This window comes from Microbispora sitophila (assembly GCF_014892245.1).
GTDB lineage: Bacteria > Actinomycetota > Actinomycetes > Streptosporangiales > Streptosporangiaceae > Microbispora > Microbispora siamensis.
Map to the genome: position 1 here is coordinate 43,877 of NZ_JADBGC010000016.1, position 22,904 is coordinate 66,780.

At 73.1% G+C, this 22,904-nt stretch carries 16 protein-coding genes and 1 pseudogene; 12 read left to right on the plus strand and 5 right to left on the minus strand.

Annotated features, from left to right (window positions below; genetic code table 11):
- Positions 1-37 precede the first annotated feature (37 nt).
- Both hutU and IL992_RS27730 read left to right on the plus strand, forming a co-directional pair.
- Positions 38-1,774 (plus strand): urocanate hydratase, encoded by a 1,737-nt coding sequence (gene hutU, locus IL992_RS27725; RefSeq protein ID WP_319018868.1) that lies wholly within the window; start codon positions 38-40, stop codon positions 1,772-1,774.
- Entirely contained in the window at positions 1,767-3,014 is a 1,248-nt protein-coding gene (locus IL992_RS27730) for an allantoate amidohydrolase (protein WP_226873905.1), read from the plus strand. The genes hutU and IL992_RS27730 overlap by 8 nt, the downstream gene beginning before the upstream one ends.
- 129 nt (positions 3,015-3,143) lie before the next feature.
- Here IL992_RS27730 and IL992_RS27735 read toward each other — a convergent pair whose 3' ends face one another.
- Complete coding sequence (locus tag IL992_RS27735; protein WP_193206319.1) at positions 3,144-5,540, minus strand: Tex family protein; 2,397 nt, start codon at positions 5,538-5,540, stop codon at positions 3,144-3,146.
- Between the two features lie 196 nt (positions 5,541-5,736).
- On the opposite strand from IL992_RS27735, the gene IL992_RS27740 reads away from it, so the two are divergent.
- On the plus strand, positions 5,737-7,695 hold the full coding sequence (locus tag IL992_RS27740) for an APC family permease (protein ID WP_319018869.1): 1,959 nt from the start codon (positions 5,737-5,739) through the stop codon (positions 7,693-7,695).
- Positions 7,696-7,737: 42 nt separating this feature from the next.
- Here the strand turns inward: IL992_RS27740 and IL992_RS27745 are convergent, their stop codons facing one another.
- Together IL992_RS27745 and IL992_RS27750 are read right to left on the minus strand one after the other, a co-directional pair.
- Positions 7,738-8,118 (minus strand): hypothetical protein, encoded by a 381-nt coding sequence (locus IL992_RS27745; protein ID WP_193206320.1) that lies wholly within the window; start codon positions 8,116-8,118, stop codon positions 7,738-7,740.
- Positions 8,119-8,244: 126 nt separating this feature from the next.
- Entirely contained in the window at positions 8,245-9,993 is a 1,749-nt protein-coding gene (locus IL992_RS27750) for a RecQ family ATP-dependent DNA helicase (protein WP_193206321.1), read from the minus strand.
- 94 nt (positions 9,994-10,087) lie between these two features.
- On the opposite strand from IL992_RS27750, the gene IL992_RS27755 reads away from it, so the two are divergent.
- The 3 genes from IL992_RS27755 (at position 10,088) to IL992_RS27765 (ending at position 12,632) form a co-directional block, all read left to right on the plus strand.
- Positions 10,088-11,101, plus strand: coding sequence for an NADPH:quinone reductase (locus tag IL992_RS27755; protein WP_193206322.1), 1,014 nt, complete (start codon positions 10,088-10,090; stop codon positions 11,099-11,101).
- 67 nt (positions 11,102-11,168) lie between these two features.
- Complete coding sequence (locus IL992_RS27760) at positions 11,169-12,122, plus strand: Ppx/GppA phosphatase family protein (RefSeq protein WP_193206323.1); 954 nt, start codon at positions 11,169-11,171, stop codon at positions 12,120-12,122.
- A 126-nt stretch (positions 12,123-12,248) separates the two neighbouring features.
- Complete coding sequence (locus IL992_RS27765; RefSeq protein ID WP_193206324.1) at positions 12,249-12,632, plus strand: hypothetical protein; 384 nt, start codon at positions 12,249-12,251, stop codon at positions 12,630-12,632.
- 90 nt (positions 12,633-12,722) lie between these two features.
- Here IL992_RS27765 and IL992_RS27770 read toward each other — a convergent pair whose 3' ends face one another.
- Positions 12,723-12,863: a hypothetical protein gene (locus tag IL992_RS27770; protein ID WP_193206325.1), complete on the minus strand. Its 141-nt coding sequence runs from the start codon at positions 12,861-12,863 to the stop codon at positions 12,723-12,725.
- Between the two features lie 131 nt (positions 12,864-12,994).
- Between IL992_RS27770 and IL992_RS27775 the strand changes: the two genes are divergently transcribed.
- From IL992_RS27775 to IL992_RS27790, 4 genes are all read left to right on the plus strand, one after another.
- A complete protein-coding gene (locus IL992_RS27775) occupies positions 12,995-13,486 on the plus strand; it encodes a metallophosphoesterase family protein (RefSeq protein ID WP_193206326.1) in 492 nt (163 codons plus the stop codon).
- A gap of 37 nt (positions 13,487-13,523) precedes the next feature.
- Positions 13,524-14,165 carry a DUF5709 domain-containing protein gene (locus IL992_RS27780; protein ID WP_193206327.1) on the plus strand — a complete coding sequence of 214 codons (642 nt, stop codon included), beginning with the start codon at positions 13,524-13,526 and terminating at the stop codon, positions 14,163-14,165.
- A gap of 113 nt (positions 14,166-14,278) precedes the next feature.
- On the plus strand, positions 14,279-14,692 hold the full coding sequence (locus IL992_RS27785) for a PH domain-containing protein (RefSeq protein WP_226873907.1): 414 nt from the start codon (positions 14,279-14,281) through the stop codon (positions 14,690-14,692).
- An 82-nt stretch (positions 14,693-14,774) separates the two neighbouring features.
- Positions 14,775-15,191 (plus strand): DUF3592 domain-containing protein, encoded by a 417-nt coding sequence (locus tag IL992_RS27790; RefSeq protein ID WP_193206328.1) that lies wholly within the window; start codon positions 14,775-14,777, stop codon positions 15,189-15,191.
- A gap of 64 nt (positions 15,192-15,255) precedes the next feature.
- On the opposite strand, the gene IL992_RS27795 is transcribed toward IL992_RS27790, so the two are convergent.
- Positions 15,256-17,553 carry a glycoside hydrolase family 3 N-terminal domain-containing protein gene (locus tag IL992_RS27795; protein WP_193206329.1) on the minus strand — a complete coding sequence of 766 codons (2,298 nt, stop codon included), beginning with the start codon at positions 17,551-17,553 and terminating at the stop codon, positions 15,256-15,258.
- Positions 17,554-17,747: 194 nt separating this feature from the next.
- Here IL992_RS27795 and IL992_RS27800 point away from each other — a divergent pair.
- Positions 17,748-18,464: pseudogene (locus IL992_RS27800) on the plus strand (MBL fold metallo-hydrolase).
- Positions 18,465-18,587: 123 nt separating this feature from the next.
- Complete coding sequence (locus IL992_RS27805) at positions 18,588-22,901, plus strand: glycoside hydrolase family 38 N-terminal domain-containing protein (protein WP_193206330.1); 4,314 nt, start codon at positions 18,588-18,590, stop codon at positions 22,899-22,901.
- Positions 22,902-22,904: the final 3 nt, after the last annotated feature.

Below are 22,904 nucleotides of genomic sequence, written 5' to 3' on the forward strand. Positions count from 1 at the left end.
GGACCATGCGCCGCGGGCGCGGGTGGAAGGAGGACTCGTGGCTGACGACGGCGGCAGCGCCCTCAACGACCGGGCTCACCACGGCCAGGCTTCCGGCGACAGGGCTCCCGTCCGGGCCCCGCGCGGCGGCACGCTGAACACGCGCGGCTGGCAGCAGGAGGCCGCCCTGCGCATGCTGATGAACAACCTCGACCCCGAGGTCGCCGAGCATCCGGAGCGGCTCGTCGTCTACGGCGGCAGCGGCAAGGCGGCCCGCGACTGGCCGTCGTACGACGCCATCGTGCGCGAGCTCACCACCCTGCGGGCCGACGAGACGCTGCTGGTGCAGTCGGGGCGGCCGGTCGGCGTGATGACCACCCACGAGTGGGCCCCCAGGGTGCTGATCGCCAACTCCAACCTCGTCGGCGACTGGGCGACGTGGCCCGAGTTCCGGCGGCTGGAGCGGCTCGGACTCACGATGTACGGCCAGATGACGGCCGGTTCGTGGATCTACATCGGCACCCAGGGCATCCTGCAGGGGACGTACGAGACGTTCGCGGCGGTCGCCGCCAAGCGGTTCGGCGGCACTCTCGCAGGGACGATCACCCTCACCGCCGGGCTCGGCGGCATGGGCGGCGCCCAGCCCCTCGCGGTCACGATGAACGGCGGCGTGGCGATCTGCGTCGACTGCGACCCGCGCAGCGTCGAGCGCCGCATCGACCACCGCTATCTCGACGTGCGGGCCGAGAGCCTGGACGAGGCGCTGCGCCTGGCGTACGAGGCCAGGGACGCGCGCCGCCCGCTGTCCATCGGGATCGTGGCCAACGCCGCCGAGGCCGTGCCCGCGCTGCTGGCCGGGGGCGCGGAGATCGACATCGTGACCGATCAGACGAGCGCGCACGACCCGCTGGCGTACCTGCCGCTGGGCGTCGCGTTCGAGGACATGGCCGCACTGGCGCGCAAGGACCCCGAGGGGTTCACCCGCCGGGCCCGCGAGTCGATGGCCCGGCATGTCGAGGCGATGGTCGGCTTCCAGGACGCGGGCGCGGAGGTGTTCGACTACGGCAACTCGATCAGGGGCGAGGCGAGCCTCGCCGGGTACGCGCGGGCGTTCGACTTCCCGGGGTTCGTGCCGGCCTACATCCGGCCGCTGTTCTGTGAGGGGAAGGGTCCGTTCCGGTGGGCGGCGCTGTCCGGCGACCCGGCCGACATCGCGACGACCGACCGCGCGATCCTCGATCTGTTCCCCGACAACGAGCCGCTCGCCCGCTGGATCAGGATGGCGGGGGAGCGGGTGCGGTTCCAGGGCCTGCCCGCGCGGATCTGCTGGCTGGGGTACGGCGAGCGCGACCGGGCCGGCGAGCGGTTCAACGACCTCGTGGCCTCGGGGGAGATCTCCGCGCCCATCGTGATCGGGCGCGACCACCTCGACTGCGGCTCGGTCGCCTCGCCCTACCGGGAGACGGAGGGCATGCTGGACGGCTCCGACGCGATCGCCGACTGGCCGCTGCTCAACGCCATGGTCAACGTCGCCTCCGGCGCGTCCTGGGTGTCGATCCACCACGGTGGCGGGGTCGGCATCGGCCGTTCCATCCACGCCGGACAGGTCACCGTCGCCGACGGCACGCCGCTGGCGGGGGAGAAGATCCGGCGGGTGCTGACCAACGACCCCGGCATGGGCGTCATCCGGCACGTGGACGCCGGATACGACCGGGCCGCCGAGGTCGCCGGTGAGCGCGGCGTACGGGTTCCGATGGCCGGGGCGGAGCCCGCCGGCTCCGACGCCGATGTCTGAGGGGGCGGCGCGGGTCCTGCCTGAGGAGGTGGCGGACGGCTTCCGCCGCATGTGGCGCGACCTGCTCCCCGTGGGTCGGCACGACGCGACGGGCGGATACCGCAGGCACGCCTGGACGGCGGCGGACGCGGAGTGCCGGGCCTGGTTCGCCGAACAGGCCCGGGAGCGCGGCCTGACGTACGAGACCGACCGCAACGGCAACCAGTGGGCCTGGCTGGGCGATCCCCGGGCCGGGAACGCCGTGGTGACCGGCTCCCACCTGGACTCGGTGCCCGACGGCGGCGCGTACGACGGCCCGCTGGGCGTGGTGGGGGCGTTCGCCGCGCTCGACGCGCTGCTGGCGCGCGGGTTCCGGCCGGAGCGGCCGCTGGCGGTGGTGAACTTCACCGAGGAGGAGGGCGCCAGGTTCGGCCTGGCCTGCCTGGGATCGCGGCTGATGACCGGCGCCGTCCGCCCCGAGACGGCGGGGGCGCTGCGCGACACGGACGGCGTCACCCTGGCGGCGGCGATGGAACGGGCGGGACGCGACCCGGGGGCCGCCGGGCGTGACGACGAGCGCCTCGCGCGGATCGGCGCGTTCGTGGAACTGCACGTGGAGCAGGGCCGCCACCTCGCCGCCACGCCGCACCCGGTCGGCGTCGCCTCCGCGATCTGGCCGCACGGCCGCTGGCGCTTCGACTTCCGGGGAGAGGCCAACCACGCCGGGACCACCCGGCTGGAGGACCGGCGCGATCCCATGCCGGCGTACGCGGCGGCGGTGCTGGCCGCGCGGGCGAACGCCGAGCGCCTGGGGGCCCTGGCCACCTTCGGCAGGATCAGGGTCGAGCCCAACGGCACCAACGCCATCGCCTCGCTGGTCAGCGCCTGGCTCGACTGCCGGGCGCCGGAGGCCGCCCTGCTGGACAGGCTCGTCGAGGAGACGGCCCAGGCGGCCGAGGGGGCCGAGGTGACCCGGGAGTCCTACACGGCGGTCGTGAACTTCGACGTGCCCCTGCGTGACCGCGTCGCGCGTGCCCTCGGTGGCGCGCCGGTGCTGCCCACGGGGGCGGGGCACGACGCGGGCATCCTCGCCGGCGAGGTTCCCGCGGCCATGCTGTTCGTGCGCAACCCCACGGGCGTCTCGCACTCGCCGTACGAGCACGCCGAGGAGGCCGACTGCCTCGCCGGGGTCGCCGCCCTCGCCGCCGTTCTCGAGGACCTGCTCGCGACGGCCGCCGCCGGCCCCGGCGCGGCTCGCTGAGCGCGCGGGCGGGATGGGACGGTCGCCCCGCGTCCGCTGCCTCGCGGGGCATTTTCTGTTACCGGACACGGGCCCGGCGCACCGAAGGGGGCGCCGGGCGCGAGCGGCCGGCTGATCGGGATGGGCGCGTCAGCGGGAGCGGCGGTCGCCGGAACCGGGATCGGCCAGACCGGCCCGGCGCAGGGCCTCTGCCATGGCCCCGCCGGCGGCGCCGCCCGAGCCCCGGCCGTTGCCGCGGCCCGATCCGCCCCTGCCGTTCTGGTTCTGACCACCCTGGTTCTGGCGGGACTGGTTCTGGCGCGGCTGGCCGCGCCGGCCGCCCTGCCGGTCGTCGCGGGCCTCGCCGTTCGGCCCGCCCCTGCGGCCGTTGCCCGACGTCTCGTCCTCCAGGCGCAGCGTGAGGGAGATGCGCTTGCGCTGGAGGTCCACGTCGAGCACCTTGACGCGGACGATGTCGCCGGGCTTGACCACCTCGCGCGGGTCCTTCACGAACGAGTTGGACATCGCGGACACGTGGACCAGGCCGTCCTGGTGCACGCCGACGTCGACGAACGCTCCGAACGCGGCGACGTTGGTGACAACGCCCTCGAGGATCATGCCGGGCGACAGGTCGGAGGGCTTCTCGACGCCCTCCTTGAACGTGGCGGTCTTGAACGCCGGGCGGGGGTCGCGGCCCGGCTTCTCCAGTTCCTTGAGGATGTCGGTGACGGTCGGCAGGCCGAAGGTCTCGTCGACGAAGTTCGACGGCTTCAGCGAGCGGAGCGCGGAGGTGTTGCCGATCAGCGTGCGCAGGTCGCTCTTGGTGAAGTCGAGGATGCGGCGCACCACCGGGTAGGCCTCCGGGTGCACGCTGGAGGCGTCGAGTGGGTCGTCGCCGCCCGGGATGCGCAGGAAGCCCGCGCACTGCTCGAACGCCTTCGGGCCGAGCCGCGGCACCTCCTTCAGCCCGGTCCGGGAGCGGAACGGCCCGTTGGAGTCCCGGTGCGCGACGATGTTCTCCGCGAGTCCGGCGCTGATGCCGGAGACGCGGGTCAGCAGCGGGGCGGACGCGGTGTTGACGTCCACGCCCACCGCGTTCACGCAGTCCTCCACCACCGCGTCAAGCGAGCGCGACAGCTTCACCTCGGACACGTCGTGCTGGTACTGGCCGACGCCGATGGACTTGGGGTCGATCTTGACCAGCTCGGCCAGCGGGTCCTGCAGGCGCCGTGCGATCGACACCGCGCCGCGCAGCGAGACGTCCAGGCCGGGCAGCTCCTGTGAGGCGTAGGCCGAGGCCGAATACACCGAGGCCCCGGCCTCCGAAACCACGATCTTGGTGAGGTGCGGCATGTGCTTGACCAGCTCACCGGCGAGCTTGTCGGTCTCCCGCGACGCGGTGCCGTTGCCGATGGCGATCAGCTCCACCTTGTGCTCGGTCGCCAGCCGGGCCAGCACCGCGAGCGACTGGTCCCACTGCCGCTTGGGCTCGTGCGGGTAGATCGTCTCGGTGGCCACGACCTTGCCGGTGCCGTCCACGACCGCGACCTTCACACCGGTGCGCAGCCCCGGGTCGAGGCCCATGGTCGGCCTCGTCCCGGCGGGAGCGGCCAGCAGCAGGTCGCGCAGGTTGGCCGCGAACACGCGCACGGCCTCCTCCTCGGCCGCCTGCCACAGCCGGGTGCGCAGGTCGATGCCCAGGTGAACGAGGACGCGTGTCCGCCAGGCCCAGCGCACGGTGTCGAGCAGCCACTTGTCGGCCGGGCGGCCGAGGTCGGCGATGCCGAAGCGCCGGGCGATCCGCGCCTCGTAGTCGTTCGGCTCCTCGGCCTCCGGGTCGAGGGTGAGCGTGAGCACCTCCTCCTTCTCGCCCCGGAACATCGCGAGGATGCGGTGCGAGGGGAGCCGGGTGAAGGGCTCGGAGAAGTCGAAGTAGTCGGAGAACTTGGCCCCGGACTCCTGCTTGTCCTCCCGCACCTGGGAGATCAGACGCCCGCGGGACCACATCCGCTCCCGCAGGTCGCCGATGAGGTCGGCGTCCTCGGCGAAGCGCTCGACCAGGATGGCCCTGGCGCCCTCCAGCGCGGCGGCGGCGTCGGCCACGCCCTCGCGCACGTAGCCCTCCGCGGTCGCCTGGGGGTCCAGCGACGGGTCGGCGAGCAGCGCGTCCGCCAGCGGCTCCAGCCCCAGCTCCCTGGCGATCTGCGCCTTGGTGCGGCGCTTGGGCTTGAAGGGCAGGTAGATGTCCTCCAGCCGGGCCTTCGAGTCGGCCTCCATGATCCGCGCTTCCAGGGCCTCGTCGAGCTTGCCCTGGGAACGGATCGAGTCGAGGATGGCGGCCCGCCGCTCCTCCAGCTCGCGCAGGTAGCGCAGCCGCTCCTCCAGCGTGCGCAGCTGGGCGTCGTCGAGCGCGCCCGTGGCCTCCTTGCGGTAGCGGGCGATGAACGGCACCGTCGCCCCGCCGTCGAGCAGGTCGACGGCCGCGGTGACCTGACTCTCGCGCACGCCGAGCTCTTCGGCGATCCGCTGCTGAATGGACGTCGTCACGATCCTGATCCGCCTTCTTCCGAGTCCGCCCTCTCCGCGGGGCCGCCCTCTCCGGGGGCTCTCATTCTGCCGGATCCGCCGGGCCCCCTCGCCCCACCTGTGGATAACCCCGTGCGGCCCCGATGTCGGCCGCCACCGCTATCGTCTGTCCCGCCGCCCTCGAAGAGACGAGGGCCGACGAGGAGAGTGAGCCGGGGTGACGACGTCCACACGGCGGCAGTCCGCGGGCGACAGAACCGGGGACGACCGAGCCCGGAGCGGCGGGACCGGGGCACTTCGGGCCTGGTTGCTCGAGGGCCTCCAGCGCGACCCGGGCGCGACGGGGCCGCACGCCGGCCAGCCGGGCACACGCCACCCGTGGTGGCAGGTGATGTGCCTCACCGGTGTCGACTACTTCTCCACGCTCGGCTACCAGCCGGGCATCGCCGCCCTGGCCGCCGGGGCGCTGTCGCCGATCGCGACGGCGATGCTGGTGGCGCTCACGCTGTTCGGCGCCCTGCCCACCTACCGCGCGGTCGCGGCGCGCAGCCCGCACGGCATGGGGTCGATCGCGATGCTGGAGCGGCTGCTGCCGCACTGGTGGGGCAAGCTCCTGGTGCTCGTGCTGCTCGGCTTCGTCGCCACCGCGTTCGTCTTCACCATCACGCTGTCGGCGTCCGACGCGACCGCGCATCTGATCGAGAACCCGTTCTTCCCCGACGTCCTGTCGGGGCAGCGGGTGCCCATCACGCTGCTGCTGATCGCGATCCTCGGGGTGATCTTCCTGCGGGGGTTCAGCGAGGCGATCGGGCTGGCCGTGGTCCTCGTGGGGGTCTACCTCGCCCTCAACACCGTGGTCGTGGTGGTGGCGCTGCGCGAGGTGGTCACCCACCCGGACCTGCTGGCGAACTGGCGGGGCGCGTTGAGCGCCGATCACTCCGGCCCGCTCGCGATGATCGGCATGTCGCTGCTGGTGCTGCCCAAACTGGCCCTCGGACTGTCGGGCTTCGAGACAGGCGTCGCGGTGATGCCGCAGATCAGGGGCGAACTGGACGAGCGCGTCCGCGGCACCCGGCGCCTGCTCACCACCGCCGCGCTGGTCATGAGCGTCTTCCTGCTCGCCAGCAGCGTGGCGACCAGCGTGCTCATCCCGGCCGCCGAGTTCCGGGAGGGCGGCAGTGCCAACGGGCGTGCGCTGGCCTACCTGGCGCACCAGTATCTGGGCGACTGGTTCGGCAGCGCCTACGACCTGAGCACGATCGCCATCCTGTGGTTCGCCGGGGCCTCGGCGCTGACCGGCCTGCTCAACATCGTGCCGCGCTACCTGCCCCGATACGGCATGGCGCCCGACTGGGCCCGCGCCGTACGGCCCCTGGTGCTGGTGTTCACCGCGATCGCGTTCGGCATCACGATCCTGTTCCGGGCCGGGGTGGAGGCGCAGGGCGGCGCGTACGCGACGGGGGTGCTCGCGCTGATCCTCTCGGCGGCGGTGGCCGTCACGATCAACGTCGCCCAGGAGGGCAGGAAGGGGCCGGCGATCGCCTTCGGCGTGATCTCCGTCGTGGTCCTGTACGCGGCCGTGGAGAACATCAGGGAACGGCCCGACGGCCTGAAGATCGCGCTGTTCTTCGTCGTCGCCATCGTCGTCACCTCGCTCATCTCCAGGGCGACCCGCTCGACCGAGCTGCGCGCCACCCGGGTCGAGCTCGACGAGACCGCACGCGCGATCGTGCTGGGCGTCAAGGGAGAGCTGCGGCTGATCGCCAACGAGCCGGACGCACGCGATCCGGCCGAGTACGCCGACAAGGACCGGGAGACGCGGGAGTACCACCACCTCCCCGAGGACGAGCCGATGATCTTCCTGGAGGTCACCCTCGACGACGCCTCGGAGTTCGAGTCGGAGTTGCGCGTCGAGGGGGAGGAGCGGCACGGCTACCGGGTGCTCACCGTGCGGAGCCCCGCCGTGGCGAACACGATCGCGGCGATCCTGTTCCACCTGCGCGACCTCACGGGCAAACGGCCGCACGTGTACTTCCACTGGGCCGAGGGCAATCCGGTCGGGGCCCTGCTGCGTTACCTCGTCTTCGGCGGCGGGGACGTGCCGCCGCTGACTCGTGAGGTCATTCGCAAGGCCGAACCCGATCTCGCCCGGCGTCCCCAGGTCCACGTGAGCTGACCGACAGCGGCGATCCGGCGCCGGGAGTGCCCGGCACGGGACTCAGCGGGCGTGGAGCCGCTCGTACAGGCCGGCGCCGGTCAGCAGCAGGAGTGTGAGGGTGATCAGCGCGTGCGGCGCGAACGGCGCGCCCCGGGTGGGGCTCTCGCCGGCCGGGGCCCGCAGCGCGGGCCGGCCCAGCGTGATCTCCGGGTGGTGCGCCAGGTAGCCGGTGGGGAACGTGGTCACGGTCCCGCAGCCGCACCCGGGGCAGGTCGTCCCGGACCAGGGCGGCTCGACGGTCACGTCGTCCCGGATCCACACCACGACGTCGATGCCCTGCTCGTCGCGTGCGCGGTGGACGACATACTCCTCCTCCCAGACCCGCAGGCAGTGCAGGCACTCGAACGGCCACGTCTCCCTGCTGCTGATTCCCTCCCGCACCGGTACCACCCCCGAATTCACGCCCCCCGCCTATGAGTCTCAACACAGGGTGAAACCACTGCAAGTGGTGCTAAGGCCACGATCGGTAATGATTGCCCAGCCGGGGTGAGTGCTTCTCGTGATCCGTCAGACCACTTCGAGCAGCTCGTCGACCAGGCCGAGCGCCAGCGTCTTGTAGCCCACGGAGTCGAACAGCACGGTGATCCGGTCCTGCTCGCGGCTCATCACGATCCCGTGCCCCCACTCGGCGTGCCGTACGTCCGCGTGCATGGGGAACCGCCCGTCGCCGGTCTCCGGCGCGGTCGCCGTCCCCGAGCGGCAGGTGTCGCAGTCGCCGCACGACCGCTCGTACGGCTCGCCGAAGTACTCCAGCAGGAAGCGGCGCCGGCAGCCGGTCGTCTCCGCGTAGCCGCGCATCATCTCCAGCCGGGAGTCCTCCATCCGGTGCCGGAGGTCGTCGATCTCCACCGCGTGGGCGGCGGCCTCGTCCGGCGGCGGGCCGTCCGGCGCGTAACGCAGGGCGCCGCCGTGGGTGACCTCGACCGCGCCCGCCCGTTCCAGCAGGTTGACGTGCGAGGTCAGCCTGGCGGCCCCGATGTCGAGGAGTTCGCGCAGGTCGGCGGGGGCCACCTCCCCGCCGTGCTCGTGGACCAGCGTCGCGACGCGCCGCATCAGGGACTCGTCCGCGCGGCCCGCGGCGAAGAACTTGCGCAGCCCCAGGTCCTCGGGCCGGTAGAACAGCACGGCGTCGGCCGGGTTGCCGTCCCGGCCCGCCCGGCCGATCTCCTGGTAGTACGCGTCGAGCGACTCGGGGGGCGCGGCGTGCAGCACGTAGCGCACGTCGTGCTTGTCGATGCCCATCCCGAAGGCCGAGGTCGCCACGACGGTGTCGAGGTCGTCGTCCTGGAACCGCTCGTGGATGCGGCGGCGTTCCTTCGCCTTCATCCCCGCGTGGTACGCCTCGGCCCGGCGGCCCCGCTCCTTCAGCAGCTCCGCGTACTCCTCGGCCTGGCGCCGCGTCGCCACGTAGATCAGCCCCACGCCGTCCAGCCCGGCGGCGTGGTCGGCCAGGGCCCTGCGCTTGTCGTCGTCGCTCGTGAACCGGTGGACCTCGAGGTGCAGGTTGGGCCGGTCGAATCCCCGCACGATCTGCTGCGCCCCGACCAGGCCGAGCGACTCGACGATCTCCTCGCGCACGGTCGGCGCGGCCGTGGCCGTCATCGCGATCACCGGGGGATGGCCCAGACGCTCGATGACCTTGCCGAGCCGCAGGTATTCCGGCCGGAAGTCGTGGCCCCAGGCGGACACGCAGTGTGCCTCGTCCACGGCGATCAGCGAGGGCCGGGCCTGGGCCAGCCGCTCGACCACCTCGGGCTTGGCGAGCTGCTCCGGCGACAGGAACACGTACTCGGCGTCGCCCGCCGTGACCTGGTCGAGCCCCGCCTCGACCGAGCCGGCCGAGTTGACCGCCACCGCGCCCGCGGCCCCCGCCTTCAGCAGGCCCATGACCTGGTCCCGCTGCAGGGCGATGAGCGGAGAGACGACGACCGTCGGGCCCTCCAGGAGCAATCCGGGCACCTGGTAGACGGCCGACTTCCCGCCGCCCGTCGGCATCACCAGCAGCACGTCGCGCCCCGCGAGCAGGAGCTCCATCGCCTCCTGCTGGCCCGGACGCAGCTGCTGCCAGCCGAACGCCTCCCTGGCCGTGGCCCGCAGGCGCCTGCCCCTGCGTCCGAAATGCCGTCCGAAGCGGCCCCCCGCCCAGCCCCTGGCCCAGCTTCCCGACCAGTCCCTCGACCAGCCGCCCCCCGTGCCGCCGAGCCTGTCACCGGGCCTTCCACCGGACAGGCCCCCATACCTCTGCCTGACGCTCATTCCACCGCACCCCCTCGCCCGATCGGCCTGCAACTACCCGAGCGGAAAGGGCCGAACCGGAATAGCGTCGCCGACCCGGCGGCTTAGAGCCGGTATGAGAGCGATCGTGTATTCCGAGACCGGTGACAGCGGCGTCCTGCGCCTGACCGACCGGCCGGTGCCCGAGCCGGGGCCCGGCGAGGTACGAGTGCGAGTGGTGCGGTCGGGCGTCAATCCCACCGACTGGAAGGCGCGGCGCGGCGCGCTGAGCCATCCGGAGGCCGTGCCCAACCAGGACGGCGCGGGAATCGTGGACGCCACCGGGCCGGGCGTGACGGGGGTGGCCCCGGGAGACCGGGTGTGGCTGTGGGAGGCCGCCTGGGGGCGGCCGGACGGCACCGCCCAGGAGTACGTCGTGCTGCCCGAGCGGCAGGTCGTGCCGCTGCCGGACGGAGCCTCCCTGGACCTCGGCGCGAGCCTCGGCATCCCCGCGCTGACCGCGCATCGCTGCCTGACCGTGGCCGAGGGCGGGCCGGACCGGCTCGCCCCCGGCGCCCTCGACGGCCGGACCGTCCTCGTCGCGGGCGGCGCCGGGGCCGTGGGCAACGCGGCGATCCAGCTCGCCCGCTGGGCCGGGGCGACCGTGGTGGCCACGGTCAGCGGGCCGGAGAAGGCGGCGCTGGCCAGGGCCGCGGGGGCGCACCACGTGGTCAACTATCGCACCGGGGATCCGGCGGCGGAGATCCGCGCCGTGGCCCCGGATGGCGCCGACATCGTGGTTGAGGTCGCGCCGGGGCCGAACGCCGCCCTCGACGCGGCGGTCACCGCGCCGCAGGGGGTCGTCGCGGTGTACGCGAACAACGGGGGAGACGAGGTAACGCTGCCGGTGCGCGCGCTGCTCACCCGCAACGTCCGCTACCACTTCGTGCTCGTCTATACGGTCACCGCGGCCGCCAAGGACGCCGCGGTGGCGGACGTGCGCGCCGCGGTCGAGGCGGGGGCGCTGCGGGCGGGAGAGGAGGCCGGGCTGCCCCTCCACCACTTCCCGCTGGAGCGTACGGCGGACGCCCACGACGCGGTCGAGTCGGGCGTGGTCGGCAAGGTGCTCGTGGACGTCGCGCCGGAGTGAGCCACAGGTGGGTCCGGGGCCGGGAGGGGCCATGGATCTTTTCCGCGCGGGCGGTAGCGTCGAGGGCATGCGACTCGGAGTCCTGGACGTCGGTTCCAACACGGTGCACCTGCTGGTGATGGACGCGCATCAGGGTGCCCGGCCTCTGCCCGCGTTCTCCCACAAGGAGGAGCTGCGGCTGGCCGAGCATCTCGTCGACGGCGACAGGCTCAGCGGGGAGGGCGCGGCGCGGCTTGGGGCCTTCGTCCGCGAGGCGGCCCGCATCGCCGAGGACAAGGGCGTGGAGGACCTGGTCGCCTTCGCCACCTCGGCCGTCCGCGACGCGGTCAACGGCGAGGACGTGCTGGCTCAGATCAAGGCCGACACCCGGGTGGACATCCAGGTGCTGTCGGGGGACGACGAGGCCAGGCTGACGTTCCTGGCCGTACGCCGCTGGTTCGGCTGGTCCTCCGGGCGGTTGCTGGTGACTGACATCGGGGGCGGCTCGCTGGAGATCGCCTCCGGCATCGACGAGGAGCCCGATGTCGCCGTCTCCCTCCCGCTCGGCGCGGGGCGGCTCACCCGCGACTGGTTCACCGCCGACCCGCCCGACCCCGAGGAGGTACGCGCGCTGCGACGGCACGTACGCACCGAGATCGCGCGGACGGTCGGGGCGGTCGCCAGGTACGGCAGGCCGGACCACGCGGTCGCCACGTCCAAGACCTTCCGCCAGCTCGCGCGCATCGCCGGGGCGGCGTCGTCCGGCGAGGGCCCGTACGTCAAGCGGACGCTGACGCACGAGGACCTGGTCGAGTGGACGGCCCGGCTGGCCACGATGCCGGCGGCCCGCCGGGCGGAGCTTCCCGGCGTGTCCGCGGGGCGGGCCGCACAGCTTCTCGCCGGCGCGGTCGTCGCGGACGCCGCGATGGACCTGTTCGAGCTGCCGGTGCTGGAGATCTGCCCGTGGGCGCTGCGGGAGGGAGTGATCCTGCGCAGGCTCGACGGCCTGCCCATGGGTGGGCCCCCGCTGGCCGATCAGTAAGGTATGAGGGTCATCCAAACGGGGCAAGGCACCAATAACCGGCAAATTCCGTTCCTCTACGTGGCGGGTGATGTTCCACCGGCCACCGGAGTGCCGTAATCGGGGTCGACCTCTGGAGGAATCTAAATGGTGGAGCTGCTGGGAGCCGTGGTCTCCCTGGCGGCGGTGGCGGTGCTGGTGCTCGGAGCCGTGGTGGTGATCGCGATCGTGACCCTGCTCTGGCTGGGCGCGATGGCGGTGAGCACCGGGCGCGAGTCCTACGGGCGGGCGGCACCCGTCCCGGTGGGCACGGGCACGGACGGGCGCGCGCGGAACTCCCTGGCCGGGGAGACCGGTGCGCCCGCCGGCGGATCCGGCAAGGCACCCGCGATCGGGCTCGTCAACGGGTCCGGCAAGGCACCCGGGAAAGCGTCCGTCAACGCGTCCGGCAACGGCCACGTGAACGGGCGCGCCGCGGGCAGGGGCGCGGACCGGCAGGTCCGGGCCGTCGCCGCCTCCGCACGTCGCTAGCGAGGCCCACACCGGCGTCAGCGTCCCCGTCAGGTCTTCCCTGGCGGGGACGCCGTCGTTCTGGCGCCTCGCGGCCGGACGGGGGCGCCGTCAGCGGCTCTCCCTGCCCTGGCCGGACAGCGACTTGACCAGCTCGGTGAGGTGGGCGACCTGAGTCTCCAGCCCGCGTACGCGTGCCTCGAGCTCGGACAGGGTGGGGGCCTGGTAGCCGTCGGCGATCTGCCTGCTCATCGTTCCTCCCGAGCGGGACCGGCCGGGGGAGACCGGTGTAGGGGTGCAGGGCATGAGGGTCGTGCGAGTCCTGAATCCCTATTCCCCGAATACGTGATTTGGCACCTCTTCTCTGCGGGGAAGATGGAACGGTGAAGGTCGTCGTGCTCGCGGACACCCACGCTCCCCGGCGCTGGAAGTCCTGCCCGCCCGCGGTCGCCGAGCACCTGCGGGGGGCGGACCTGATCCTGCACGCCGGCGACGTCTGCACCGCGGACGTCCTGGTGGAGCTGTCCGCGTACGCTCCGGTCCACGCGGTGCTCGGCAACAACGACGGCCCGGACGTCGCGGCCTGGGGTGCCCCCGAGACGCTCGAACTCGACTTCGGCGGGCTCCGGGTGGCGATGATCCACGACAGCGGGCAGGCCGCCGGGCGGACCGCGCGGATGCGGCGCCGCTTCCCCGAGGCCGACATGGTCGTCTTCGGCCACTCGCACATCCCCATGGACCTGACCGGCGACGGGGTGCGGGTGTTCAACCCCGGCTCGCCCACCGACCGCCGCCGCCAGCCGCACGGCACCATCGGAATCCTCGACGTCGAGGGCGGCGTACTGCGGCGGGCCGAGATCGTCCCCGTCACCTGACCTGCCTAAGGGCCGTACGGCGGGGCATGGGGCCGGTATGAGAGAGAACAGACCACAGCCCGACCCGCGTTCGCGGTTCGAGGACGAAGGCATTCCGGACCTGCAGGAGGGCACGCCCGAGCAGCAGTGGGCCGAGGACCCGCAGGAGATGCCGCTGCCCGGCGACCGGCCCCTGGGCCTCGACGAGTACGGCACCACGCCCAACGAGATGCGCGAGGGCGAGTCCCTCGGCCGTCGCCTGTCCCGTGAGGTCCCCGACGTGGACGTCCGGTTCGGCACGGAGCCCGGCACCGCGGGTGGCCGCCGCGAGGAGAAGGCCGGCGAGGCCGACGACGAGTTGCTCGACTCCTCCGAGGACGAGCTTGCCTACTCCTCCAGAGCCGAGGCCGACGTCCTCGGCGAGAGCGGCGACCAGCCGTACGAGAGGTACGGGACCGGCACCGGCGACGAGGCCGGCGGCTACGGGTCCGGCGATCCGGCCGATTACGCGACGGTCAACCCGGCCCAGCCCGGCAGGTACGGCACCGCGGAGCCCGGCCAGGCCGGCCGGCTCGTCGATCCGGACGGCGGCATGGGCGTGGACACCGAGAAGGACATGATCGCCGAGGACGTGGGGCCGGATTTCGGCGGCTACACGGCCGAGGAGCAGGCGATGCGCGTGGAGGACGAGACGCCGTAGGACGGGACGCCACAGGGGGAGACGGCGGCGGCCGTGCGACCGGGCCGCCGCCGCGTGGCGTGGAGGGCCGGGAAGGAGCCGCGAGACGTCCTCGCATTCGTTACGCTGCCTCGATGGCGGGAGTTGAGGAGCCGCGGCACGAATGGCGGGTGCCGCGCGGGATCGTTGCGCTGAAGGCCGTCGGCACGGTGCTGTGCGGTGTGCTGGCCGTCGCAGGCGACGGCGCGCAGCTCTTCCTCGCCGGCGTCGCCACTCTGGGGTTCGGCCTGCTGACCGGCCGCGACCTGGTCGCGCCGGTGCGGCTCGCGGCGGGGCAGGACGGGCTGGTCGTCACCGGGCTGGCCGGCCGGGAACGCATCTCCTGGAACGACGTGGACCGCATCCGGGTGGACTCCCACCGCCGCTACGGCCTGACGACCGAGCTGCTGGAGATCGACGCCGGCGAGCAGATCCACCTGTTCAGCCGTTTCGACCTCGGCGAGCCGGTCGTCGACGTGGCCGAGACGCTCATGCGGATGCGCCCCTGAGCCGGGCGCGCGTCGCGGTTCGGGAGCCGCGATTCGGGAACCGTGCAAGCAGATCGCAAGCGCCGGGCCCTAAGGTCCGATCGTGTCACAAAGCGCTCTCATCACACTGATTCTGTCGGGTCTCGGACTCGTCTTCGGCCTCATCGGCGGTGGCATCACCATGAACGCCCGGGAGTTCCGCCGCCGGGCGCAGCGCACCCGCGGCCTGGTCGTAGGACTGCGGGCGAGCCGGTCCGACGACGGCACCTCGTACTACCCGACCATTCGCTTCACCACCATTTACGGCCAGCAGGTCGAGGCCGAGACCACCTACGGGAGCAACCCGCCGCCCGCCCGCCCGGGTGAGGAGGTCACGGTGCTGTACGACCCGGCCAAGCCGACGCGGATCCGCATCGACAGCGCGGCGGGGAGCGGCACCCTCCTCGGTGGCATCTTCCTCGCGGTCGGCATCGTCCTGTTCACCGCGGGGGCGGGGGTCGCGCTGGCCCAGATGTTCTGAGCACAGTCGTTCTGAGCCCAGACGTCTCGAGGGCCCGGGCGTCCCCGCCCCCTCCGGCGCATGGTCATCCGGTCGCGCAGGCCGTCCCGTTCAGGGTGAACGCGGTGGGGGCGGGGTTGGCGCCGCTGTAGGACCCCTGGAAGCCGAAGCTCGCCGTGCCGCCGCCCGCGCCGATGGTTCCGTTCCAGGTGGCGTTGGACGCGGTGACCTGCTGGCCCGACTGCGTGATCGTCGAGTTCCAGTAGCCGGTGACCTTCTGGTTGCCGGCGTAGGTCCACTGCAGCCGCCAGCCGTCGACCGGGCTCGACGACCTGTTGGTGATCGTCACGTCGGCGGTGAACCCGCTGCCCCAGTCGTTCACCTTGTACGTCACCACGCACCCGCCGGAGGACGGCGACGGCGACGGCGACGGGCTGGCGCTGGGCGAGGGGCTGGGGGACGGAGAGACCGACGGAGACGGGGACGGCGACGGCGATGGCGAGGACGACGGCGAGGGCGAAGGGGAGGGGGACGGGCTGGAGCCTGTGTAGGTCAGCCCGAAGCCGTACTCGAACAGCGCCTGCTTGCCGTCCCCGGCGTTGATCGGCTGCTGGTCGGCGCTGCGCATCCAGGTCATCGGCAGCTTCGCGGTGGGGGCGTAGTCGCCGAACAGCACGTCGGCCACGCCGCGGCCCTCGGTGCCCGGAAGCCAGGCCGCCACCAGCGCGTTCCACTGGTCGATCTGGCCGGCGATGTCCAGCGGCCGGCCGGAGACGAGCACCACGACCAGCGGCACGCCGGACGCCTTGAGCCGCTGCAGCGTGGCCAGGTCGGTCGAGTCGAGGCCCATCGACCCGGTCCGGTCGCCCTGGCCCTCGGCGTACGGCGTCTCGCCCACGACGGCGATCGCCGCGCGGTAGGAGGAGTCGATGCCGCTGCCGTCGCGGTTGTAGGTGACCTGCGTGCCGGAGCCGACGGCGTCGCGGATGCCCTGCAGGATCGTGGTCCCCTGCGTGATGTTCCCGGACGAGCCCTGCCAGCTGATCGTCCAGCCACCGCTCTGGTTGCCGATGTCGTCGGCGCTCTTGCCGGCCACGAAGATCTTGCCGCCGCTCTTGCCGAGCGGGAGCACGTTGCCCGCGTTCTTCAGCAGGACCAGCGACTTGCGCACGGCCTCGCGGGCGATGGCGCGGTGCGCCGCGCTGCCCACGGTGGACGTGTAGGACCGGTCGGTCAGCGGCCTCTCGAACAGCCCCAGCTCGAACTTCTTGGCCAGGATGCGCCGGTTGGCGTCGTCGATCCGCGACATCGCGATGCGCCCGGCCTGCACCTCCTGCTTGAGCAGCGAGATGAACTTCTTGTAGTCGGTCGGCACCATCACCATGTCCACGCCCGCGTTGATCGCCGTGGTGATCTCGTTCGCGGTGAAGCCGGTCTGGCCGTCGAGCTGGTCGATGCCCGCCCAGTCGGTGACCACGAAGCCCGTGAAGCCCAGCTCGCCCTTCAGCACGTCGGTGAGCAGGTACTTGTTGCCGTGCATCTTGACGCCGTTCCAGGAGCTGTAGGACACCATGACGGAGCCCACGCCGCGCTGCACGGCGGCCTTGAACGGCGCGAGGTGGATGGCCCGCAGGTCGGCCTCGCTGAGCTCGGTGTTGCCCTGGTCCTTTCCGCCCGTGGTGCCGCCGTCGCCCACGTAGTGCTTTGCGGTGGCGAGGATGGAGGCGTTCCCGGCCTTCTGGAAGCCGTCCACGATCGTCGTCATCTGGGTGACGAGCTGCGGGTCCTCGCTGAAGGACTCGTACGTGCGGCCCCAGCGGTCGTTGCGGGCCACGCACAGGCAGGGGGCGAAGGTCCAGTCGATCCCGGTGCCCGACACCTCCTCGGCCGCCGCCCGCCCGACCCGCTCCACCAGGTCGGGGTCGCGGGTCGCCCCCAGCCCGATGTTGTGCGGGAAGATCGTCGCGCCGACGACGTTGTTGTTCCCGTGCACGGCGTCGATCCCGTAGATCATCGGAATGCCGAGCGGGGTGGACAGCGCCTGCCGCTGGAAGTTGTCGTACATGTCGGCCCAGGACGACGGGGTGTTCGGTGAGGGCGCCGAGCCGCCGCCAGACAGGATCGACCCCAGCCGGTAGGTCGCCACGTCGGAGGCCGTCGTCAGGACCGACCGGTCGGCCTGGGTCATCTGCCCGACCTTGTCGTCCAGCGACATCCTGGACAGCAGGTCGTCCACTCGCGCCGCCACCGGAAGGCTCGGATCCTTGTAGGGGGCGTCGGCCGCCCGCGCGACCCCGCGGTCGGCGGTGAAGACGGCGCCCAGCGCCACGGCGAGCAGCGCCACGAGCGCGGTGACCCAGACGGGTCTCAGGCGGGATGTCATCAGGTCCTCCTCGATGTTCCCGCCGACCGTAGGAATCGCCGCGAATTCGGGTCAAACGATGTGACTCCCGGACAGTCGCCACCAGCCGCGCACCACGAAACTTTCACGCACGCATCCCGGTTTTGCGCTCCTGGCGGATCCGCTGCCGGCGAAGTTTCCGCCTACGGCCGTTCCGCCGGTTCTAGCGTCGCGGCATGGACGTCGTCGAACTTCTGCCCAGCCTGTATTTCCTGCGGTTTCCCGTCGGGCACGTCTACGTGTGGCGTGACCCGGACGGGCTCACGCTGATCGACTCCGGGGTTCCCGGCTCCGCGCCGCTCATCGAGGATGCCGTCCGTTCGCTCGGGCACGCTCCGTCCGACGTACGGCGCCTGGTGCTGACGCACTTCCACGAGGACCACACCGGCTCGGCCGCCGACATCGTCTCCTGGGGCGAAGTGACCGTGTACGCCCACCGCGACGATGCGCCCTTCGTCCGGGGCGAGGCGGCCGGGCCCCCGCCGGTCCTGTCCGGGTGAGAGCGGGAGCTGTGGGACGCGGTCCACGCCGGCATGCCGCACGTGCCCGCGCCGCCCGTGCGCGTGGACCGCGAACTGGGCGACGGCGACACCCTGGACTTCGGCGGCGGGGCCCGGGTGCTGGCCGTGCCCGGTCACACCCCCGGCAGCCTCGCGGTGCACCTGCCCGGGCCGGGCGTGCTGTTCACCGGCGACACCATCGCCCGCGCTCCCGACGGGCAGGTCATCCTCGGCGTGTTCAACGCCGACCCGCCCGCGGCCGTCGCCTCGTTCGCGCGGCAGGCGGCCCTCGACGTCGAGATCGCCTGTTTCGGCCACGGGGAACCCGTCACGGAGGGCGCGTCCGGCCTCCTGCGGGCCGCCGCCCTGCGGATGTCACCGGATCCCGAGTGAACGGGCCGCCGCAGGGGCATGAACCCTGCCGGTCCCGTCCCCCAGCCTGTCCGAGCCAGCCGAGCCCGATCGTCCGAGCCTGACCGTGTGTGCCGGGGTGCCGGCCGCGACCAGAGGGGCGCCATGCGCATCACCGCCGTCGAATCCACCGAGCTGTTCGTCCGCACGGTCACCGGCGACGGCCCTCGCCAGGTGGTCCGCGTCGTACTCGACGAGGTGCCGGACGGCGCGTCCCCGGTAGTCGAGGTCACCGGTCCCGGGGTGCGGGGCGAGCACCCGGAGGACGGCCGGTCCTCCAGCCTGGTGGTGGAGGTGCCCGTGGAGGCCGCCGCGCCCGCCGCGGTCCCGGGCGCGCGCGTCCCGATCGACGTGCGCGCCGCCGCGGGCCGGGAGCGGTGCACGGCCGAGGGCGAACTTCTCGTGGCCGAGCCGGGGTGGACGGTCTGGATGATTCCCCACTTCCACTACGACCCGGTCTGGTGGAACACCCAGGCCGCCTACACCGCCACCTGGGACCACGCGGGCGGCCTGGCGCAGGCGAACCGGCAGGAGTTCCAGCACGCGGGATTCGACCTCGTCCGGCTCCACCTGGACACCGCCAGGAGGGAGCCCGGCTACACGTTCGTCCTCGCGGAGGTCGACTACCTCAAGCCGTACTGGAACGCCCACCCCGAGGACCGGGCATACCTGCGCCGCCTGCTCGCGGAGGGCCGGCTGGAGATCATGGGCGGCACCTACAACGAGCCGAACAGCAACCTGACCGGCCCCGAGGCGACGATCCGCAACATCGTCCACGGGATCGGCTTCCAGCGCGACGTGCTCGGCGGGGATCCGGCGACGGCCTGGCAGCTCGACGCGTTCGGGCACGACCCGCAGTTTCCCGGGCTGATCGCCGAGGCGGGGCTGACCTCCAGCTCGTGGGCGCGCGGGCCCTACCACCAGTGGGGCCCGATGCTCGCCGGCGGCGGCTGGGGCGACCCGTCGGTCATGCAGTTCCCCTCGGAGTTCGAGTGGCTGTCGCCGTCGGGACGCGGGGTCACCACCCACTACATGCCGGCCCACTACAGCGCCGGGTGGTGGATGGACTCCGCGCCGGACCTGGAGCAGGCCGAGGCCGCCGTCTACGAGCTGTTCACGCTGCTCAAGAAGGTCGCCGCGACCCGCAACGTGCTGCTGCCCGTCGGCACCGACTACACCCCGCCCAACAAGTGGGTCATGGAGATCCAGCGCGACTGGAACCGGCGCTACGTCTCGCCCCGGTTCGTCTGCGGGCTGCCCAGGCAGTTCTTCGCCGCCGTGCGGGACGAGGGCGTCCGCCTGACGCCGCAGACGCGGGACATGAACCCCATCTACACCGGCAAGGACGTGTCGTACATCGACACCAAGCAGGCGCAGCGGCACGCCGAGACGCGGCTCGCCGACGCCGAGAAGTTCGCCGCCGTCGCCGCGGCGACCCTCGGCGCGCCCTACCCGCACGCCGCCCTCGACAAGGCCTGGCGCCAGATCGCGTACGGCGCGCACCACGACGGCATCACCGGATCGGAGTCCGACCAGGTCTACCTGGACCTGATGACGGGCTGGCGGGAGGCGTACGACCTGGGCGGGCGGGTCCTCGACGCGTCGCTGCGCCGCCTCGGTGAGGGGCTGACCGGCGTCGCCGTCTGGAACCCCTCCTCCTGGCCCAGGACCGACCTCGTCCGCGTACGGCTGACGCTGCCCGAGCCGGGATCGTACGGCGTCGCGCTCGACCCGCCCGCGCGCGGTCTGCTGCTGGAGCATCCCGAGCGGCACCCCGACGGCAGCCTCGCGGCCGTGGACGCGGTCTTCGTCGCCGACGACGTGCCCGCGCTCGGGTATCGCACCTTCCGGCTGGTGCCCACCGCCGCGCCCGCCCCGATCGGCTGGGCCGTACGCGAGGGGACCCGCATCGGGAACGCCACACACGCGGTGGAGGTCGACCCCGAACGCGGCGGGACGGTGTCGAGCCTCACGGTCGAGGGCCGCGAACTGCTGCAGCAGGACCGGGTGGGCAACGAACTGCTCGTCTACGACGAGCACCCGGCGCACCCCCGGTTCGGCGAGGGCCCCTGGCACCTGGTGCCGAGCGGCGGGGTGAGCGGCTCGGCCGCGGCCCCCGCCGAGGTCGCCGTCGCAGAGTGCCCGGCGGGGCGGCGGATCACCGTCGGCGGCAGGGTCGGCCCGGTCGTCTACACGCAGGAGATCACGCTCTGGGACGGGCTGCCGCGAGTCGACCTCACCACCCACGTGGACGAGTTCCACGGCTCCGACGTGCTGGTGCGGCTGCGCTGGCCGGTGCGGGTGCCGGGGGCGCTGCCGGTCAGCGAGGTCGCCGGCGCCGTCGTCGGCCGGGGGTTCGGCCTGATCGACGTGGACTCCGGGCAGCACCCGTGGACGCTGGACAACCCGGCGCACAACTGGTTCGCGCTGTCGTCCACGGCCCGCGTCGTGCTGCGCTCGCCCGCCGGACGCCTCCTCGGCGCGCGGGCCGTCGGCGTCGCCGAGATCATCGCGCCGCCGGACGCGGCCGCCGACGACCTGAGAGACCTCGCCGTGGCGCTCGTACGGCAGGGCGTGACCTCGACGTGCTCCACCGGGCCCGGCCCCCGATACGGGAACCTCGCCGTGGACTCCAACCTGCCCGACGTGCGCATCGCGGTCGGCACGCCCGAGGAGAACCCGTTCGTCGCGGCGCTGCTCGACGACGCGGAGGCCGCGGAGCTGCGCGTGCGCCTCGACGCCGAGGGCCGGGCCCGCCTGTGGGTGCCTGCCGACGAGCCGCTGGAGAAGGTCTGGGTGCCGGGCGCCGACCTGACCGGCCTCCGCGACCTTCCGGTGCTCGTCGTCTGCGGCGAGGGCGCGGTCGAGGAACTGGTCGCGGACCTCGCCGACGCGGCCGTGGAGGTGGTGACGGACGCCGAGCCTGCCGACGCGATTCTCGACGACTACACGATCGGGCTGGTGAACCGCGGCATCCCGGGCTTCGCGGTCGATCCGTCGGGGGCGTTGCACGTGTCGCTGATGCGGTCGTGCACCGGCTGGCCGTCCGGCGTGTGGATCGACCCGCCGCGCCGCACCGCGCCCGACGGCTCCGGCTTCCAGCTCCAGCACTGGACCCACACGTTCGAGTGCTCCCTGGTGGCCGCCCCCGGCGACTGGCGCGCGGCCGACCTCGTGCGGCTCGGCCACGACGTCAACCACCCGCTGGCGGCGACCGTGGGGCAGGACGGGCCGGCCGGTGAGTCGCGGTCGTTCCTGGAGACCGGGCCCGGCCTGGTCCTCACCGCGCTCAAGGCGGCCGGGAACCCGATCGCCTCGGGCCGGACGCCCGGCGCGGTGACCGCGCTGACCGCCCGCGTGTACGAGGCCGGCGGCCGGACCGTCCCGCTGTCGATCGCCACGACACTGCCCCTGGGCACGGGCTCCGGGGGAGCGGCATCGTGGCGGCGGGCCGACCTCCTGGAGAACGCCACCGGGGACGCCCCCGGCACGCTCGACGGCATGGAGATCGTCACGCTGGTCGCCCCGCTCCGTCCCCCGCCCGCGACCACGGACGGCACGCAGGCGGCCCGCGGCACCGCATCGGACGCCGCGGACGTGGGCGGGGGGCGGGCCGGCGGCCTTGAGGCGGGCGTCGCGGCGGGCGGCCGGGCGGTGGCCCGCGGGAGCGCGCCGCCGGTGCCGGAGACCGAGCCGCACCAGCCGGTCCACACACGCTACTGGTTGAACAACACCGGGCCCGCCCCGATGGGCGACCTGCCGGTCGCCGTGCACCTGTCCCCGCCCGACCTCGACGTCGCGGGGCCGGTGGACCTGACCCTGACCATCGCCTCCGGCCTCACGGAGGAGCGGGCGGAGGGCGTGGTCACGCTCACCGCCCCCGACGGCTGGTCGGTGGCGCCCGCCGTCCGGCCGTACGTGCTGCCTCCGGGGGGCCACGCCACCGTGCCGGTGCGGCTCACGCCGCCTCCCGGCGCCGAGGGCGGCCTCCACCTGTTCACCGCGCGCACCGAGTTCGGCGGCCAGGCGTACGAGGACGTGACCCGGCTGCACGTGTTCCGGCCGGGCGAGGGCGGACGGCGGTCGCCGGGCCTGGAGGTGACGCTGGAGGGTCTCGGCCACCCGCCACACCTGCGGCTGACGCCCGGCGGCCGGGCGGAGGTCGTGGTCCGGCTGCGGTCCGAGGCGCGGTCGCCGGTTTCGGCGCAGGCACAGGTCGTCAGCCCATGGCAGACGTTCGAGATGTTCCCCGAGTGGAACGGCGGGGCCGTCGTGCCGCCCGAGGGCGAGGCGGAGGTGCGCTTCCCGGTGCGCGTGCCACCGGGCACTCGTCCGGGCCGCTGGTGGGCGCTCGTGAAGATCGCCTGCGCCGGGTGGCTGCACTACACCGACACGATCGAGGTCGAGGTCGAGCCGTGAACG

Coding starts and splice junctions, on each gene's coding strand:
- IL992_RS27730 (WP_226873905.1), top strand. CDS start 1,767: ATGTCTGAGGGGGCGGCGCGGGTCCTGCCTGAGGAGGTGGCGGACGGC.
- IL992_RS27750 (WP_193206321.1), bottom strand. CDS start 9,993: ATGAGCGTCAGGCAGAGGTATGGGGGCCTGTCCGGTGGAAGGCCCGGT.
- IL992_RS27755 (WP_193206322.1), top strand. CDS start 10,088: ATGAGAGCGATCGTGTATTCCGAGACCGGTGACAGCGGCGTCCTGCGC.
- IL992_RS27760 (WP_193206323.1), top strand. CDS start 11,169: ATGCGACTCGGAGTCCTGGACGTCGGTTCCAACACGGTGCACCTGCTG.
- IL992_RS27765 (WP_193206324.1), top strand. CDS start 12,249: ATGGTGGAGCTGCTGGGAGCCGTGGTCTCCCTGGCGGCGGTGGCGGTG.
- IL992_RS27770 (WP_193206325.1), bottom strand. CDS start 12,863: ATGAGCAGGCAGATCGCCGACGGCTACCAGGCCCCCACCCTGTCCGAG.
- IL992_RS27780 (WP_193206327.1), top strand. CDS start 13,524: ATGAGAGAGAACAGACCACAGCCCGACCCGCGTTCGCGGTTCGAGGAC.
- IL992_RS27785 (WP_226873907.1), top strand. CDS start 14,279: ATGGCGGGAGTTGAGGAGCCGCGGCACGAATGGCGGGTGCCGCGCGGG.
- IL992_RS27795 (WP_193206329.1), bottom strand. CDS start 17,553: ATGACATCCCGCCTGAGACCCGTCTGGGTCACCGCGCTCGTGGCGCTG.
- IL992_RS27805 (WP_193206330.1), top strand. CDS start 18,588: ATGCGCATCACCGCCGTCGAATCCACCGAGCTGTTCGTCCGCACGGTC.